Raw genomic sequence first — 15,360 nt, 5'->3', positions numbered from 1 at the left:
CATCTGTTGATCGCGACGGGATCATGAACTCTTCCCATGGCCGATCGCGGTGACCGGCCCATCGAAGCCGTGTTGAGGTGCGCAAAGGACCATATGAAGTTGACGATATGAGATTACGGACGCATTCGCTTACGGGTTGGTGCGGAGGTGCGCGACCAAGCGGTGGACCGATCTACGGCTTTACTGTTGGTGTATGGGTATCTTGCAGCGGCCTCATACGGCTGGCGGCGATCGCCTCCCGATTGAGGTGGGATGCGCGATAATCTCGAGACCTGACCTCGGGAACCTGTATGTGGTTGCTGGTGCCGCGCTTCGAGCCGGCTTCAGCCGTGCGAGATGGAATCCACGGAATTCGTGGCCGATGCTTGCTTGTGGATGGGTGAAGTGATCTCAATTAAGAGAGGCGCTGCGAAGCGGGTATCCCTGCCTGGTGCTCCCAGCGCGCCGTCCAGCGTCCCAACAGGGCCGCGAGCAGGTTTTACCGATGACGCATGGAAGGCCCTCTCGCTCACCATCGATATGATCAAACATGCGGAGACCAAGGCGGGGTTCACGCTCGCCGCTTCAGGAGCCACCGGCGGCGTCATATATACGCTGATCAGAAGTGCTGAACGACCGAGCACGGTGTTCGCGATCGCTGCCGCGACCTGCGCATTCTTGGTGGTAGGCGCCGCCTGCTTCGGTGGACTGGCTTTGTTGCCCCGCCGCCGTGCCAACCCGGAGCCCATCAGCCTCCTCTACTACCACCACATCGCCACGCGATATCACGCCCGGCCAGACGCCTACGTTGGCGAGTTGGGCGCATTGGTGAAAGATGCCGATGCTCTCGTTGCTGCCATATCCGAGCAGGTTTGGGCGAATGCCCAGGTTGCCCGTCAGAAGTACCGCTGGAGTGGTCTCGGGATAAAGGCGCTGCTTGCGTCGCTGGCGGCCCTTGGGATCACGGCCTCCATCGCCGTGCTGCAGAGCGCCTGAGCCGACGGTCCTGATCAGTCGGCACGGCCTTCTACCCGTACGTGGGGTGCTGCGGCCAGCCGGGTGGGGAGTCCTCCCAGTCCTCCTGCCGCCCGTAGGGGGTGAGGTCGAGGATGCTGTTGGCGAAGACGAGCCGGTCCACGCCCCGGGAGCCGGTGGAATACGTCTGATAGACGTCCTCGCCGTCGCGCAGGTACACACTGAGCAGGAAGCCGCCACCCGCGCCGCTGTCATCCGCGAACGACGTGCCGTGCGAGGAGACGAACGGCAGCGTCCAGCCCATCCGCGCCTTGTACGCCTCGATCTGGGCGAGCGGCATGTTGGACACGGTGACCCAGGTGACTTCACTGTCGCCCAGGCGGGCCAGCCCGGTCGACGGGACGTTGTTCGTGAACCCGGTGCAGCCCGGGCAGTAGTCGTCCGGCCCGTTGTCCATGAACTGGTAGACGACCAGCTGCCGGCGGCCCTCGAACAGGTCGAGCAGGGTCTTCGTCCCGGCAGGAGTGTCGAACGGGTAGTCGTTGGCGAACTTCACCATGGGGAGGCGGCGCCGCTGCGCGGCGAGCGCGTCCAGCGTACGGGTGGCTTCCTTCTCGGCCTTGAGCAGGTCATCGCGGGCCCGCTGCCACTCCTCGGCCGAAACGGCCTTCGGTTTCTCCATGCGTCGATTGTTCCCCGTGGCACCGACAGAATCCGGCCGCCTCCGGATGCTGACCGCCCCCACCCGGCGGGCAGGGGCGGTCATGGCGGCGGAGTCAGGAGGATGGCTTGCGGTCGGTCCAGCCGGCTTCCAGTACGGCCTGCGAGTTCCACACTGTGCCGGGTTCGAAGGCGCTCTGGAGACCACCGGACTTCACCACGACATTCTCGTTCGCCAGGCCCCGCCCGGTCGTCTGGTCGAAGATCAGCCGGTTCTCCAAGACGCCGGAGCCCTTGGTGCGCTCCTTGACCGCCACGGCGGTGCCCTGGCGGCCCTCCGCGTCCGTGACGTTCTCGATGACGTCGACGGTGTCGAGGTCGGCGAGCATCCGGAAGGCGGCGCCGCGTACCTGGGGTGTGACCGGCATGTCGATGATCAACCCTATGCTCACGGTGAAGAGCCAGGGGTCGGCCGACATCGGGTCGCTGCTGGACTCGGTGCTGTGCCCCTCGTACGAGCGCAGCAGCCACGCCTTGAGCTTGGCCGGGTCGGAGGGTAGGCCACGCAGGTCCTTCATGGTGACGTTCCGGCCGAGCCAGAACACTTTGTCCCCGTCGACCAGGGGAGTGTGGTCGGTGAACTTCTTTCGGGGAGAGGTCGTGAGGGTCATCGGGCGTGGCTTGCCCGGCACCTTGACCGGGATCTCGGCCGGGGAGCCGGCCTGCTTCCATGCCTCCTCGTCCGCGGCGGTGACCGGTCGCGCGCCGAGCGGCTTGATGCTGCCCCACTGGTCTCCACCGGTGGCGTTGGGGGTCCAACCCTCCTCCCGCTGACAGTCCATGACCCGGTAGCCGGCGCCTTCGACCGCGAACAGGGTCCGCCGCATGGACACGGTGTGCCAGTAGGCGCCCGTCCCGGCGGGCTGGCGGGCCGCTTTCGCGGCGGCGGTCAGCAGGATGTCCCGAGCCGAGAGCTTCACCTTGGGGATGGACGACGTGGCCGTCGTCCGGGCCGGAACGGGCGCCTGCGCCGTCATGCCTCCAGTGCTGGAGACCACGACGGCTACGGCGGTCGCGGCCGCGCCGATGAGGCTGAGGCCCCATACCGGCCGTACGTTTCTACGCCTGCGCCGCGCCGGCCGCGGCCGGGACATGGCGTGCGAGAGCTCCGCGGCCCTGGTGCGTTCGTCGACCGGCGCGTCGCCGAGGTGCGCGGGCCGGGCCGCCCGTAGTTCGTCGATGGGGTTCATGACCACTCCTCACTGAGGTTCTTCACCCGGAGCCGGGACCGTCCCGTCGGTTCCATCGCCTGCTTGAGCCGCTTGCGGGCCCGATGCAGCCGTACGCGGAAAGCGGCCGCCGAGCAGCCGACGACAAGGGCCGCGTCCTTGGGGGACAGGCCCTGCCAGGCGATGAGGATGAGGATCTCCCGGTCGTCCTCCGGCAGCTCGGCCAGCGCGCGCAGTACGCCGAGCCGCTCGGTCACCTGGTCGGCCACGTCGCCCTCGGTCCAGGCCCGCAGCTCCGCGTTCAGCGCCTCCCGCCGGGTCTCCGCGCGGATGTTGTCGCGCAGGACGTTCCGCGCGACTCCGAGCAGCCAGGGCAGGGCCGGCTGCGGTACGTCGTCCAGCCGCCGCCAGGCGACCGCGAACGTCTCGCTCACCACCTCGTCAGCCACCTGCCGGCCCGCGCGACTGACCACGTACGCCCACACGCGTTGTCGGCATTCGTCATACATGCTGGTGAACCGGTGCGAATCATCCGTCACCGCCTCAGCCCCTTAAATTCCGGACATTGTTCTTCTGACACCAGGAAGTGGTCCGAGCATCTTCGTTGTTACGCCAATCCCGAAATATCTGGACGACCTGCCGCTCAGGCAAAGAGGCCACCTATACGCTCGACCGCGACGTAGCCGAGCGCAGGGGATGAACGTGGACGAACGGATCGAACAGGCCAGACTGCTGTACGAGCGGGCCGTCTTCGACGGCGATGCCACGGCGCTGGAGGCGGCCGACCGGGATCTGGACGCCGTCGAGGCGGATCTCGCCCTGGCCCGCGGCCGGCTCGCGCACGGGCGATTCCTGGACAAGGGGGAGGAGGACCCGAGCGAGCAGGAGCTGTTCGAGCGCGCCGCGCGGCTCTACCGAACCCTCGGCGACGTACGCGGCGAGGGCGAGGCGCTGTTCTGGATCGGCCTCTTCCACCAGGTCGTCCACCGGGAAAACGACGCCGCGGTCCCCATGTTCGAACGCTCCCACGAGCTCGCGGCCCAGGCCGGCGACAAGCTGACCATGTCGTACGCGCTGCGGCACCTGGGCATCGCCGAGCACGTCGCCGGCCGCCTGGGCCCGGCGCGCCGGCGACTGGAGGAGTCGGTACGCCTGCGCCGCGAGCTCGGTTTCCTGCCCGGCGTCGCCGCGAACCTGATCGGCCTGGCCTACATCACCGCCGCCGAAGGCCACCGTGACCAGGCGCTGGAAGTGCTCGACGAGGCAGGCGAGATCGCCGAGACCACCGGCGCCCTTGGCGTCCTGCGCTCGGTGGAGGAAGCGCGCCAGGCCCTTTGACCATGCTGTCTACCTGCCCAAAGCGCAGACGGCCCAGGCCGAATTCTGGATGGACCCGAGCATGGTCAGCGTGCGCGGCCGGCGGTCACGTGAGCCGCGCCCGCCAGCCGTACGGTCACGGCCAGGCCGCCTTCCGGCCGACCCACGGCCGTCACCGTGCCGCCGTGCGCCCCGACGATGGCCCGCACGATCGACAGTCCCAGCCCCGCGCCGCGTGCCGACCGCACCCGGTCGCCCTGCAGCCGGCGGAACGGCTCGAACAGGTCGTCCACCTCGTACGGCGAGACCTGCGGCCCGGTGTTCTCCACCACGACCACCGCCTCGTCACCCTCCTGCCGCAGGCGCAACCACACCTCACCCCCGCGGACGTTGTACTTGATCGCGTTCTCCAGCAGGTTGAACACGCAACGCTCCAGGAACAGCGGGTCGCCCACGGCCACGGCCTGCCGCACATCCTGGTGCACGGTGATGTGCCGCTTCGTGGAGGCGAGCTCGATCTGCTCCAGCACGGTCCGTACGATCCGCGGCAGCTCCACGGGCTTGCGGATGGCGAGCTCCTGCTCCGACTGGGCCAGCAGCAGCAACCCCTCGATCAACCGCTCATAACGGGCGTTGGTCCCCAGCAACGCACGGGCCAGCGCCTTCAGATCGGGTGAGGCCGCCGGCTCCTCCAGCGACACCTCCAAAATCGTGCGATTGATCGCCAACGGCGTCCGCAACTCATGCGAAGCATTACCGATGAACCGCCGCTGCGCCTCGAACACCCGATGCAACCGATCCAACATCGCATCGAACGTATCGGCCAACCGCTTGACCTCATCCCGCGGACCCCGCAACCCGATCCGCTCATGCAACGTACTCTCCGACAACCGCCGCGCCGTCTCCGTCACCCGATCCAACGGCCGCAACGCCCGATCAGCCACCAGATAGCCGAGCACGAACGCGATGATCCCGATCACGATCATGATCACCACCGAGGACCGCAGCATGTCACTCAGCACGGTGGCCGCGCCCTGCTCCACATCGACCCGCACCTGCCGGACGGGCGAGCCGGCTTCGGGCGGCACGTCCTCCGAACCGGCGATCAGCGGGCCGCCGAACTTCGTGACGAACTGCGTGTTCATCGCCCGAGCCGTCAGCAGGTACGTGACCCAGAGCAGCATCGATCCGGCGACGAAGAACAGCCCGCCGTACAACAGGGCCAGCCGCATGCGCAGCCCTAGCCGGTTCCACGGCCAGAGCCGCGTCACAGCCGGTAGCCCTTGCCGGGGACGTTCTGGACCGCGAGCGGCGCGCCCAGTTTCCTGCGCAGCGACGTGATCGTGACGCGCAGCACGCCGGTGCCCGTGTCGGCGTGCTCGTCCCAGACCCGCCGGCGCAGCTCGGCGGAGGTGACGAGGTCGCCTCCGGCCAGCAGCAGCTGCTCCAGGACGTCGAACTCCTTGCGGTTCAGCGCGACCGCCCGCTCGTCCCTGGTCACCGTACGGCGGCCGGGATCGAGCCGGATCCCGGCCCGCTCCAGCGGCGTCGGCGCGACCCGGGACGACCGGCGGGCCAGTGTCCGGATCCTGGCCACCAGCTCGGCGAACGCGAATGGCTTGACCAGGTAGTCGTCGGCCCCCAGCGACAGACCATCGACCCGGTCGCGGACCTGCCCCGCGGCGGTCAGCATGAGGATCCGGCTGGCGCTGGCCAGCTCGCCGCAGACGTCGTCGCCGTGCACCTCGGGCAGGTCGCGGTCGAGGACGACGACGTCGTAGTCGACGTACGAGGCCAGGTTCAGCGCCTCCTGCCCGTCGTAGGCCACGTCGACGGCGATCGCGTGCAGCCGCAGGCCGCGCGCGACCGCGTCGGCCAGCTCTTCCTCGTCCTCCACGACAAGCACTCGCATGGGGTCGAGCGTGGCGGGTCGGGTGTTAGCCGCGAATAAGCGCCGTTCCGTCACATGTTGATCATGTGTCCCGAGAGGCCGTGGATCGCTTCCTTGACCGCCTCGCCGAGCGTCGGGTGGGCGTGTACGTTGCGCGCGACCTCGTGCACGGTGAGGTCCCACTGCTGGGCCAGCGTCAGCTCGGGCAGCAGCTCCGTCACCTCCGGGCCGATCAGGTGCGCGCCGAGCAGTTCGCCGTGCGTGTCATCACTGATGATCTTGACGAAGCCGACCGCGTCGCCCAGGCCGTGCGCCTTGCCGTTCGCGGTGTACGGGAACTTGACCACCTTCACGTCATAGCCCAGGTCACGGGCCTGCGCCTCGGTGTAGCCGAAGCTGGCCACCTGCGGCTGGCAGTAGGTGGCGCGCGGGATCATCACGTAGTCGAGCTCCATGGTCTCCGCCTCGCCGATCGTCTCGGCGGCGATGATGCCCATGGACTCGGCGGCGTGCGCCAGCATCAGCTTGGCGGTGACGTCGCCGATGGCGAAGATGTGCGGCACGTTCGTCCGGCACCGGCCGTCGATCGCGATCGCGCCCCGGTCGGTGAGGGCCACACCGGTCTTCTCCAGGCCGTAGCCGTCGACGCGCGGTGCGAAGCCGATGGCCTGCAGCACCTTGTCGGCCTCCAGCACCTGCTGCTGGCCGTCACGGGTCACCGTCACCTTGACCGAGGCGCCGGTGTCCTCGATGCCGTCGACGCGGGTGGAGGTGAGCACTTCGATGCCGAGCCGCTTGTAGCGCTTGGCCAGCTCGGTCGAGACCTCCTCGTCCTCCAGCGGGACCATCCGGTCGAGGAACTCCACGATCGTCACCTTGACGCCGTAGTTGTGCAGGACGTACGCGAACTCCACGCCGATCGCGCCGGCGCCCGCGATGATGATGCTGCCGGGGAGCTGATCGGTCATGATCTGCTCCTCGTACGTCACCACCCGCTCCGACAGCGACGTGCCCGGGATCAGCCTGGTGCTGGCCCCGGTGGCGATGATGCAGTTGGCAAAGGTGATCGTCTCGCCGTTCACCTGGATCGTGTTGGCGTCGAGGAAGGTGCCGCGGCCGTCGTACTCCGTGATGGCGTTCTTCTTCATCAGGTAGTGGACGCCCTTGACCCGGCCGTCGGCCACCTTGCGGCTGCGCTGGAAGGCGGCGCCGTAGTCGAAGGTGACCTCGCCGCTGATGCCGAAGGTCTTGGCCTCGTTGTGGAAAATGTGCGCGAGCTCGGCGTTGCGCAGCAGTGCCTTGGACGGGATGCAGCCCACGTTCAGGCAGACGCCACCCCAGTACTTCTCCTCGATGACCGCTGCGCGCAGCCCGAGCTGGGCGGCGCGGACCGCGGCCGTGTACCCTCCGGGACCCGCGCCGAGAACGACGACGTCATAGTGAGTGCTCATGAGTCGGACCATACCGCCCGCCCAACTCCACTCCTGAACCTCGCCCCTGTGTCAAGGACCGGCCGAGGCCGCTCGGCCGAACCTAGACCTCCACCTTGTACGGCAGCGCCAGCTCGTCCGCCGGAACCCCGCGAATGCCCCAGTTGACCTTGGGCATCTCGATGATCGTGATCTCCACGTCCTCGGCGGCGAGCTGAGATCTTTCATAGATCGTCCGGATCAGCGCCCGCTTGGCGTCGTCGCTGCGGCCGGTGAAGCAGACCACCTCGATGATCAGGTAGTTCGGGCCGCGCTGTGGGCACACGAAGTCCTCGGCGTCCAGCAGCAGGAACCGGTGGAACCGCTTGTCCTCCGGCAGCCCCCACGCGCTCACCACGCAGGAGTGCAGGAGGTCCGAGAGCTCCCGCTGCCGCCCGGCCCACACGTCACGACGCCCGTAGATCTTGAGCTGTGCCATGCCAGTCAATATAGGGAGTCACCGCGATTGGTACCCTGACCCCTGATGTATCGCCTCGTGTTCACGCAGGTCTTGCGACGTTTCGACGCCGAGGCCGTGCACCATCTGACTGTCAGGGCCCTCGCGCTGCTCTCGGCGCTACCCCTGCTCAAGCGGCTGCTCCACCGAGCTCTCGCGCCGCACGACCCGGTTCTGCGCGTCAGCGCGTTCGGCGTGCACTTCCCCGGACCGCTCGGCCTGGCCGCCGGGTTCGACAAGGACGCCGCCTGCGCCGAGGGCGTCGCCGCCCTGGGCTTCGGCCATGTCGAGGTCGGCACCATCACCGCGCACGCCCAGCCCGGCAACCCCCGGCCCCGGCTGTTCAGGCTGGTGCCGAAACGGGCCGTCATCAACCGGATGGGGTTCAACAACGCCGGGGCGGCCGCCGCGGCGCGCCGCCTGCGCCGCACCCGTGGGGTCCCGGTCGTGGTCGGGGTCAACATCGGCAAGACCAAGGTGGTGCCCGAGTCCGAGGCCGTGGCCGACTACGTGGCCAGTGCCAAGGAGCTGGCGGCGCTGGCCGACTACCTCGTGGTCAACGTGAGCTCGCCCAACACGCCTGGGCTGCGCGACCTGCAGGCCGTGTCGCTGCTGCGCCCGCTGCTCGCCTCGGTCAAACTGGTCGCGGACGGCACGCCGCGCCGTACCCCGTTGCTGGTGAAGATCGCCCCTGATCTCGCGGACGAGGACGTCGACGCCGTCGCCGACCTGGCGCTGGAGCTGGGACTCGACGGTATCATCGCGACCAACACCACGATCCGGCACGGTGGCGAGACCGGCGGGCTGTCGGGCCGCCCGCTCAAGGCCCGCTCCCTGGAGGTGCTGCGCCGGCTGCGGGCCCGCGTCGGCGACCGGCTCACGCTGGTCTCGGTGGGCGGCGTGGAGGACGTCGACGACGTGTGGGAACGCCTGCTCGCCGGGGCCACCCTGGTCCAGGGCTACACCGGGTGGATCTACGGCGGGCCGTTCTGGGCCGCGCGCATCCACCGGCAACTGGCCCGCCGCGTCCGCCGCCACGGCCTCAGCTCGATCTCCGAGGCCATCGGCCGCACGGCCTGAGGTGCGCGGCGTGAGGTGCGCGGCGTGAGGTGCGCGGCGTGAGGTGCGCGGCGTGAGGTGCGCGACGTGAAAACGTACGGTGTGAAGCGCGTGACCTGAAAAATGCGATCCCGGAAACGGGACAGCACGCGTTTCCCCGCGTTGCTAGGGTTCCCGGATGCTCGATGATCTGCCTGACATACCCTCGCGTCTTTGCCGGGACTACCTCGCACTGGCCGATCGCCACGCGCCCGGTCTGGTCGAGGGGCTGTACCTGCAGGGGTCGATCGCGCTGGGCGACTACCGGCCGCGGCTGAGCGACGTCGACTTCGTCGCCGTGACCAGCCGGTCGCCCGATCCCTCCGTCCTTCGTACGATCCACGCCGAGCTGCGGCCCAGCGGGGCCAAGCCGCACTTCGACGGCCTCTACGTGACCTGGGACGACCTGCGCAAGGACCCGGCGCAGGCACCCGACGGCCCGTCGGTGCGCGAATGGCGGCTGACCGAGTCGGGACGGGCCGAGCGGCACCTGGTCACCTGGCACGTACTCGCCCAGAGCGGGGTGGCGGTACGAGGCCCGGCGGCGGCCCAGCTCGGCATCCACACCGACTGGGACGCGCTCGCCCGGACGACCAGGGAGAACCTGGCGACGTACTGGACCAGGTGGGTCCAGCGCAGTGCCCGGCGGATCTCCTGGCCGGGCGTGGCCGCGCTGAGCGACCACCAGACCGCATGGGGAGTGCTCGGCATCGCCCGCCTGCGCCAGACGCTCGCGGTGGGTGAGGTGACGTCGAAGTCGGCCGCCGGCGAATACGCGCTGGAGGCCTTCCACGAGCGCTGGCACCGGATCGTGCGCGAGGCGCTGCGGATCAGGCAGGGCGGCCCCGCGCTCTATCGCAATCCGTTCCGTCGCCGGGCCGACCTGCTGGCCTTCATGACCATGGTCCTGGAGATGTGACCAAGCCCTCACACGCTGGGCCTGGTCGACTCCGCGTCGTGGGTCATCGAGTCCAGCCGCGTCATGACGTCGGCCACGCGTACGACGGCGGGCCGGTGCGGCCTGCGCCGCTGCCACGGCTTAGGCCCGTCCAGCGGCCGGTACTCCACCCCGATCGCGTCCAGCCGGCCGAGATGTTCGGTCAGGCGGGCCGGGAAGTCGCTCCCCGCCGAGCCGGACCACGCCACCTCCGCCAGGGCGCACGCCCGCGGCCATGCCCGGTAGTCGAGCGTACGGGCGTCGGGGATGCGCTCGCTCCAGAGCTGGGCCTGCGCCCCGACGACCCGCGACCGCTCCTCCTCGGACCAGTCGTCCGGGGCGGGGGAGAAGGCCGCGACGTCGGCGACCGTGATCGTGTCGCCGATCGCCATGGGCTCGTCGGCCGACGCGGACTCCGCGTAGTCGAAGTACAGCGGGAACACCGGCGTCGCGATCACCTCGTGGCCCGCCGCGGCGGCCCGGCGGCCGACGCTCATCCCGCGCCACGGCATCACCAGCGTGTCGTGCCGCAGCTCGCCGCTGACGAACGCCTCGTCCCACACGACCGCCCGCGCGCCGCGATCGGCGAGCACGTCGGCCAGCCGGCGCAGGAACCACGCCTGCAACTCGCCCATGGACGACAGGCCCAGTGAGTCGCGGTAGGCGGTGATCTCGGGGGAGGCGGCCCAGTGGTCGAGGACCACCTCGTCGCCGCCGATGTGCACGTATGGGGTCTCGCCGATGGCGCCGATCAACTCGTCGAAGATCGTGGTCAGGAACTCCACCGTGGGCGGCATGGGGGACAGGATGGCCGGAGTGATGCCCCACCGCTCCAGCACCTGGTAGTCCTCATCGGAGGAGCCGAACTCCGGATAGGCGGCCAGGATCGCCTGGGCGTGCCCCGGCACGTCGATCTCCGGTACGACGGTGACGGCGCGGGCCCGCGCGTAGGCGGCGATCTCCGCCAGGTCGTCGAGCGAGTAGTGGCCGCCGTGCGGGATCTCGTCGTAGGTTTCCGGCTCGCGGTAGTGGTTGGTGGCGGTACGCGAGCGGTGCGACGACACCTCGTGCAATCTCGGATAGGCCCTGCTCTCCACCCGCCAGCCCTGGTCGTCGACCAGGTGCAGGTGGAGGCGGTTGAGCTTGTGTGTCGCCATCAGGTCGACCAGGCGCAGCACCTCCCGCTTGGGGAAGAAGTGCCTGGCCACGTCGAGGTGCAGCCCCCGCCACGAGAAGCGGGGAGCGTCCTCGATCCGTACCCCGGGAACGATCCACGCCGCCTCGGCCGAGAGCGCCGAACGGTAGGACGCGTGCGGTAGCAACTGGTGCAGCGACTGTCCCGCGTAGAAGGCGCCCGCCCGGTCACCCGCCGTGATCTCCACTCCGCGCGACCCCACGACCAGCCGGTACGCCTCCGGCCCGAGTGCGGGGTCGTGCCGCAGGTCGACGGCTCCCGCGTCGCCCGGCCGCAGGTCGAGCACCGGAAGCGCCAGTCGTACGGCCTCGACCAGGTCGTCGGGCCCCGAGACGGCCGCGCCCGGGGTCAACTCGTAGGAGGCGGACAGATCACTCAGCAGATTGGGGCGAGGAATCATGCTTTGAGATAGTGCTGCAATCCGTCGGCGAGCGCCACCGCGATCCGCTGCCTGAACGCGGGATCCTTGAACTTGGCCGCGTCACCCGCGTTGCGCATGTTGCCGCACTCGATGAAGATCTTCGGCACGGTCGACAGGTTGAGGCCGCCGAGGTCATTGCGGTAGTCGAGGGCCTTGCTGCCGATGTAGTTGGAGTAGGGCAGGCCGGTGCCCTTCGTGTACGCGTCGCGCACGGCGATGCCCAGCCTGCTCGAGGCCGCCACGACGGGGTCGACCGGGCCGTTGATCTTCTTCGGCATGATGACGTGGAAGCCGTGGTCGGTGGCCGGGGCTCCGTCGCCGTGCACGGAGATCGCGGCGTCGGCCTTGGCCTTGTTGCCGATGGCGGCCCGCTGGGTGATGCACGGACCGACACTGTTGTTGTCGGCCCTGGTCAGCTTCACCCTGGCGCCGCGGGCCTTCAAGATCTTGACCATGCGGTTGGAGACGTCCCAGCTGAAGGCGGCTTCGGTGTAGTGGCTCGCCGTCTCGGTGCCCGTCGTGTCACACGGCTTCCACTTGGTCAGCACGTTGACCTTGCGGTTGATGGCCGTGGGATTGCGGTAGTTGCCGCCGTTGTGCCCAGGGTCGATGACGATGGTCTTGCCCTCCAGCGGGCCGGCCACCGCCTGCGGCTTGGCATGGGCCTGAGACTTCGCCTGAGTCGGCGTCGACGCCGGGGCCGAGGCGGGCGTCGTCGCGGCCGCTCGGGCGACCTGACCTGCCGCGGCGCCACCGCTGTCGGTGCCGCCGCACGCGGTGGCGATCAGGCCGCAGGCGGCGAGGAGTGACGCTGGAAGAGCACGCATACGCTCCAACTTACGTTAAGCGGCGTCCTCACCTGACGCTTATGTCAAGAAGCGGCCCCTCGCTGGACGCTTATGTGAAGCGCGGCTCCTGTGTGAAGAGCAACTCCTGTGTGAAGAGCGGCTCCTCACCAGACGTGTTCGCCCACCTCCTGCCGCTCCAGCAGCGCGGCGAGCTCCCGGGCGTCCTCGGCGTCGAGGCCGAGGACGACGCGGGGACGGCCCCACGGGTGGTCGAGGGAGTGGGCGACGTAGCTGGCCACGGACTCCGCACCGACGTCGGTACCCCTGTCCCGGCCCGCGCGCCACTGCGCCCAGGCACGTTCGAGCTCGGTCGCCGCGCGCTGGGCGCAGGACACCAGTTCCGGATCACGCATGGCTGTCCCCCCGGATCAGATCGTGTCGCATGACCCTGACGAGTAAACCGCCGTGCGGCGCCGCCACCGCACGGGTTGACCCAGCTTTGGCTCTCTCTAAACCTCTAAACGGGACCCGTGCTCCGCCGGACGATGAGTTCGGGGGTCACCTGGCGCAGGCGGGCCACTTTCGCGGGGTCTCCGATCCGGTCGCTGAGCAGTGCCGCCGCGGACCGGCCCATGGTACGGCGCGGCTGGTCGACGGAGGTGAGGGAGATGTGGTGCGAGGCGGCCAGGTGGGTGTTGTCATAACCCACCACCGACAGGTCGTCCGGCACCTTCAGGCCCAGTTCCGCCGCGGCCGAGAGGACGCCGAGCGCGACCACGTCGTTGGCGGCGAAGATCGCCGTGGGCCTGGGTTCGCGGCTGAGCAGGGCGAGGGCGGCCTGCCGGCCGCTCTCCTCGGTCGACTCCGCGGCCTCGACCATGATGTAGGGCGCCAGCGAGTGCCTGCGCATCGCCACGAGGTAACCCTCGCAGCGGGAGGAGCGCGGACCCTCGATGTGCGCGATCCGTTTGTGGCCGTGATCGACCAGGTGGTCGATGGCCAGCCGGGCGCCGAGCTGGTCGTCGTCGACCACGATGTCGACGCCGTCGAGCTCGATGTCACGTTCCCCTACGACGACCGTCGGCGTGTAGGAGGTCGCCTCGATCAGCGTCTCGCTGGTCGGCGCGATGCCGAGTAACACCAGCCCGTCGACCCTGAGCTCCAGGAAGGCCTCCACGGCCTCGTCCTCGAAGGCGGGGTCCCATTGGCTGTTGCCGATCAGCATGCGCAGTCCGTCGCCGTGCAGGCTCTCCTGCAGTCCGTCGAGGAACTCGGCGTAGAACGGGTTGTGCAGGTCGGCGACGAGCGCGCCGACGAGGTGAGTACGGCCTTCCACGAGGCTCCGCGCGACCGCGTTGGGCCGGTAGCCGAGCTCGCGGGCCGCCTGCAGCACGGCTTGCCGCCGGTGCTCGCTCACGTGCGGGGATCCGCGTAGTACGAGCGAGACCAGCGATTTCGAGACGCCGGCTCGCTCGGCGACGTTGCGGATGGTCGGTCGTGGCCGAGGTACCGCGTCTACCTCCCGGAGCTCGGTAATAGTTGAAGTGTTGACGGGTGGTCCTGACATGTGTCTCCCCCGCGATGCGAAGTTGGGCACCTGTCTGACCAAACGATCGAGTTCGCCGCAGGGTACGGCCTCATGTTAGGGAAGGCTGATATTGACCACTTGGCTACATGTCCGCTATTAGGCATGGCGTCGGATACTGTGCTGTTGTGACACCCGGGAAGTCAGCCGAAGCGGCCCGACCGGCTCGGCGCAGGCTCAGCGTGGATCGCCGTCGCGAGGAGCTCATGGCCGCGGCCCTCGAACTCTTCAGCACACGCGACGCGGAAGACGTCTCGATCGATGACGTGGCCTCGGCCGCCGGCGCTTCGCGGGCACTGGTCTACCACTACTTCGGCGGCAAGCAGGAGCTCTATGTGGCGGCGCTGAAGAGCGCGGCCGACCAGCTGGAGTCGCGGCTGCGCCCGCAGGGCGGCGGCAGACCTCTCGATGAGCTGGCTTCGGGGCTCGGGCGCTACTTCGACTTCGTCGAGGAGCACGCGGCCGGCTTCGCGGCGCTGCTGCGCGGCGGCCCCGCCAACCGGGCGGGGGAGGTCGGGGAGATCGTCGACGGTGTGCGGCAACGTCTCTTCCGGCTCATCCAGCGGCAGATGCGGGTGGAGCGGCCGAGTCCGGTGCTGCGTACGACGCTGAGATCGTGGATCGCGTCGGTGGAGACCGCCGGCCTCGACTGGCTGGAACACCGCGACATCGAGCGTCCGACGCTCGAGAAGATGCTCGTGGACCAGATGGTCTCACTACTCAGAGTAGCCGCCGGCTATGACCCGGAGGTCAACCGGCTGCTGGATCTGCTGACCAAGGAACAACTGGCCTAGGTCCCCTTCGGGAAGGATGGCGCCGGGCGGGCGGCGCCAGCTCCCCATTTACGACATGACGTCGTCACCTGGGTGGACCGGGCTGTCCAGCACGGCCCACCATTCAACCCCCCTGAGGTTCGTGACGACCTCGGCACTACTCCGAGCGCTGCTGCGGAATCCCCGCCAGCAGTGCGCGGACCTCGGTCTCCCGGTAACGCCGGTGACCGCCGAGGGTACGAATCGACGTCAACTTGCCTGCCTTCGCCCACCGGGTAACGGTCTTGGGGTCGACCCTGAACATGGTCGCGACCTCGGCGGGCGTGAGCAGCGGCTCGGCCTCGGGTGTACGAGCTGACATTTGTGCGGCCTCTCCTCCGTGTGGACCGGCTCAGCGATCCTGTGACTCCCTTTGCGCGTGTCACGGATGTCCCCCTATAGCCCAGAGCGTGCGGCTTTTCTGAGCCATATGCGGCATCACCCGAAGTGACCATACCGCCACGCAGAGCGATTTGCGAGCCCTTCTTTGACCCAACTGCCCGCTCACATGGCGATGTCACGCTCGGTGATTCTAGCGACACGTTTC

The 15,360-nt window shown here is 68.8% G+C and carries 17 protein-coding genes; 5 read left to right on the top strand and 12 right to left on the bottom strand.

What is annotated here, in order from left to right; translation table 11 throughout:
• The first annotated feature begins 336 nt into the window (after window positions 1-336).
• Entirely contained in the window at window positions 337-975 is a 639-nt protein-coding gene (locus tag AB0J16_RS53230; RefSeq protein ID WP_358554968.1) for a Pycsar system effector family protein, read from the top strand.
• Window positions 976-1,006: 31 nt separating this feature from the next.
• On the opposite strand, the gene AB0J16_RS53225 is transcribed toward AB0J16_RS53230, so the two are convergent.
• The 3 genes from AB0J16_RS53225 to AB0J16_RS53215 all read right to left on the bottom strand — a co-directional run bounded on the left by AB0J16_RS53225 (window position 1,007) and on the right by AB0J16_RS53215 (window position 3,382).
• The gene (locus tag AB0J16_RS53225; protein WP_358554965.1) at window positions 1,007-1,636 is read right to left on the bottom strand and encodes a DUF899 family protein; all 630 of its coding nucleotides are present in this window, start codon (window positions 1,634-1,636) and stop codon (window positions 1,007-1,009) included.
• A gap of 94 nt (window positions 1,637-1,730) precedes the next feature.
• Entirely contained in the window at window positions 1,731-2,864 is a 1,134-nt protein-coding gene (locus tag AB0J16_RS53220) for a CU044_5270 family protein (RefSeq protein ID WP_358554962.1), read from the bottom strand.
• The gene (locus AB0J16_RS53215) at window positions 2,861-3,382 is read right to left on the bottom strand and encodes an RNA polymerase sigma factor (RefSeq protein ID WP_358554959.1); all 522 of its coding nucleotides are present in this window, start codon (window positions 3,380-3,382) and stop codon (window positions 2,861-2,863) included. Before AB0J16_RS53215 ends, AB0J16_RS53220 begins: the two co-directional genes overlap by 4 nt.
• 163 nt (window positions 3,383-3,545) lie before the next feature.
• Between AB0J16_RS53215 and AB0J16_RS53210 the strand changes: the two genes are divergently transcribed.
• Window positions 3,546-4,181: a hypothetical protein gene (locus AB0J16_RS53210; RefSeq protein WP_358554956.1), complete on the top strand. Its 636-nt coding sequence runs from the start codon at window positions 3,546-3,548 to the stop codon at window positions 4,179-4,181.
• A gap of 65 nt (window positions 4,182-4,246) precedes the next feature.
• On the opposite strand, the gene AB0J16_RS53205 is transcribed toward AB0J16_RS53210, so the two are convergent.
• The 4 genes from AB0J16_RS53205 to AB0J16_RS53190 all read right to left on the bottom strand — a co-directional run bounded on the left by AB0J16_RS53205 (window position 4,247) and on the right by AB0J16_RS53190 (window position 7,959).
• Window positions 4,247-5,431: a HAMP domain-containing sensor histidine kinase gene (locus AB0J16_RS53205; protein WP_358554953.1), complete on the bottom strand. Its 1,185-nt coding sequence runs from the start codon at window positions 5,429-5,431 to the stop codon at window positions 4,247-4,249.
• A complete protein-coding gene (locus AB0J16_RS53200; RefSeq protein WP_357939612.1) occupies window positions 5,428-6,072 on the bottom strand; it encodes a response regulator transcription factor in 645 nt (214 codons plus the stop codon). The genes AB0J16_RS53205 and AB0J16_RS53200 overlap by 4 nt, the downstream gene beginning before the upstream one ends.
• 50 nt (window positions 6,073-6,122) lie before the next feature.
• Window positions 6,123-7,502, bottom strand: coding sequence for a dihydrolipoyl dehydrogenase (lpdA, locus tag AB0J16_RS53195; protein WP_358554950.1), 1,380 nt, complete (start codon window positions 7,500-7,502; stop codon window positions 6,123-6,125).
• An 82-nt stretch (window positions 7,503-7,584) separates the two neighbouring features.
• Window positions 7,585-7,959, bottom strand: a complete 375-nt coding sequence (locus tag AB0J16_RS53190) for a tautomerase family protein (RefSeq protein ID WP_358554947.1) — start codon at window positions 7,957-7,959, stop codon at window positions 7,585-7,587.
• A 45-nt stretch (window positions 7,960-8,004) separates the two neighbouring features.
• On the opposite strand from AB0J16_RS53190, the gene AB0J16_RS53185 reads away from it, so the two are divergent.
• Together AB0J16_RS53185 and AB0J16_RS53180 are read left to right on the top strand one after the other, a co-directional pair.
• Complete coding sequence (locus tag AB0J16_RS53185; protein ID WP_358554944.1) at window positions 8,005-9,057, top strand: quinone-dependent dihydroorotate dehydrogenase; 1,053 nt, start codon at window positions 8,005-8,007, stop codon at window positions 9,055-9,057.
• Window positions 9,058-9,214: 157 nt separating this feature from the next.
• Window positions 9,215-9,994, top strand: coding sequence for an aminoglycoside adenylyltransferase domain-containing protein (locus AB0J16_RS53180; RefSeq protein WP_358554941.1), 780 nt, complete (start codon window positions 9,215-9,217; stop codon window positions 9,992-9,994).
• Window positions 9,995-10,002: 8 nt separating this feature from the next.
• Here the strand turns inward: AB0J16_RS53180 and AB0J16_RS53175 are convergent, their stop codons facing one another.
• The 4 genes from AB0J16_RS53175 to AB0J16_RS53160 all read right to left on the bottom strand — a co-directional run bounded on the left by AB0J16_RS53175 (window position 10,003) and on the right by AB0J16_RS53160 (window position 13,905).
• The gene (locus AB0J16_RS53175) at window positions 10,003-11,607 is read right to left on the bottom strand and encodes a beta-N-acetylhexosaminidase (protein ID WP_358554938.1); all 1,605 of its coding nucleotides are present in this window, start codon (window positions 11,605-11,607) and stop codon (window positions 10,003-10,005) included.
• On the bottom strand, window positions 11,604-12,455 hold the full coding sequence (locus AB0J16_RS53170) for an N-acetylmuramoyl-L-alanine amidase (protein ID WP_358554935.1): 852 nt from the start codon (window positions 12,453-12,455) through the stop codon (window positions 11,604-11,606). The genes AB0J16_RS53175 and AB0J16_RS53170 overlap by 4 nt, the downstream gene beginning before the upstream one ends.
• Window positions 12,456-12,580: 125 nt before the next feature.
• Window positions 12,581-12,829, bottom strand: coding sequence for a hypothetical protein (locus AB0J16_RS53165; protein ID WP_219532555.1), 249 nt, complete (start codon window positions 12,827-12,829; stop codon window positions 12,581-12,583).
• Window positions 12,830-12,933: 104 nt separating this feature from the next.
• Window positions 12,934-13,905 carry a LacI family DNA-binding transcriptional regulator gene (locus tag AB0J16_RS53160; RefSeq protein ID WP_358555039.1) on the bottom strand — a complete coding sequence of 324 codons (972 nt, stop codon included), beginning with the start codon at window positions 13,903-13,905 and terminating at the stop codon, window positions 12,934-12,936.
• 278 nt (window positions 13,906-14,183) lie between these two features.
• Between AB0J16_RS53160 and AB0J16_RS53155 the strand changes: the two genes are divergently transcribed.
• Complete coding sequence (locus AB0J16_RS53155) at window positions 14,184-14,795, top strand: TetR/AcrR family transcriptional regulator (protein ID WP_358554932.1); 612 nt, start codon at window positions 14,184-14,186, stop codon at window positions 14,793-14,795.
• A gap of 136 nt (window positions 14,796-14,931) precedes the next feature.
• On the opposite strand, the gene bldC is transcribed toward AB0J16_RS53155, so the two are convergent.
• Window positions 14,932-15,135 (bottom strand): developmental transcriptional regulator BldC, encoded by a 204-nt coding sequence (gene bldC, locus AB0J16_RS53150; protein ID WP_013133571.1) that lies wholly within the window; start codon window positions 15,133-15,135, stop codon window positions 14,932-14,934.
• Window positions 15,136-15,360: the final 225 nt, after the last annotated feature.

The sequence above is a fragment of the Nonomuraea sp. NPDC049750 genome, assembly GCF_040659625.1.
Classification (GTDB): Bacteria; Actinomycetota; Actinomycetes; order Streptosporangiales; family Streptosporangiaceae; genus Nonomuraea.
This window is presented reverse-complemented; position numbering and strand designations above follow the sequence as displayed.

Bases quoted from the DNA above. Each gene is read 5' to 3' on its own strand.
- AB0J16_RS53230 (WP_358554968.1), top strand. From the start codon at position 337: ATGGAATCCACGGAATTCGTGGCCGATGCTTGCTTGTGGATGGGTGAA.
- AB0J16_RS53175 (WP_358554938.1), bottom strand. From the start codon at position 11,607: ATGATTCCTCGCCCCAATCTGCTGAGTGATCTGTCCGCCTCCTACGAG.
- AB0J16_RS53225 (WP_358554965.1), bottom strand. From the start codon at position 1,636: ATGGAGAAACCGAAGGCCGTTTCGGCCGAGGAGTGGCAGCGGGCCCGC.
- bldC (WP_013133571.1), bottom strand. From the start codon at position 15,135: ATGTCAGCTCGTACACCCGAGGCCGAGCCGCTGCTCACGCCCGCCGAG.
- AB0J16_RS53170 (WP_358554935.1), bottom strand. From the start codon at position 12,455: ATGCGTGCTCTTCCAGCGTCACTCCTCGCCGCCTGCGGCCTGATCGCC.
- AB0J16_RS53200 (WP_357939612.1), bottom strand. From the start codon at position 6,072: ATGCGAGTGCTTGTCGTGGAGGACGAGGAAGAGCTGGCCGACGCGGTC.
- AB0J16_RS53220 (WP_358554962.1), bottom strand. From the start codon at position 2,864: ATGAACCCCATCGACGAACTACGGGCGGCCCGGCCCGCGCACCTCGGC.
- AB0J16_RS53185 (WP_358554944.1), top strand. From the start codon at position 8,005: ATGTATCGCCTCGTGTTCACGCAGGTCTTGCGACGTTTCGACGCCGAG.
- AB0J16_RS53165 (WP_219532555.1), bottom strand. From the start codon at position 12,829: ATGCGTGATCCGGAACTGGTGTCCTGCGCCCAGCGCGCGGCGACCGAG.
- AB0J16_RS53190 (WP_358554947.1), bottom strand. From the start codon at position 7,959: ATGGCACAGCTCAAGATCTACGGGCGTCGTGACGTGTGGGCCGGGCGG.
- AB0J16_RS53180 (WP_358554941.1), top strand. From the start codon at position 9,215: ATGCTCGATGATCTGCCTGACATACCCTCGCGTCTTTGCCGGGACTAC.
- lpdA (WP_358554950.1), bottom strand. From the start codon at position 7,502: ATGAGCACTCACTATGACGTCGTCGTTCTCGGCGCGGGTCCCGGAGGG.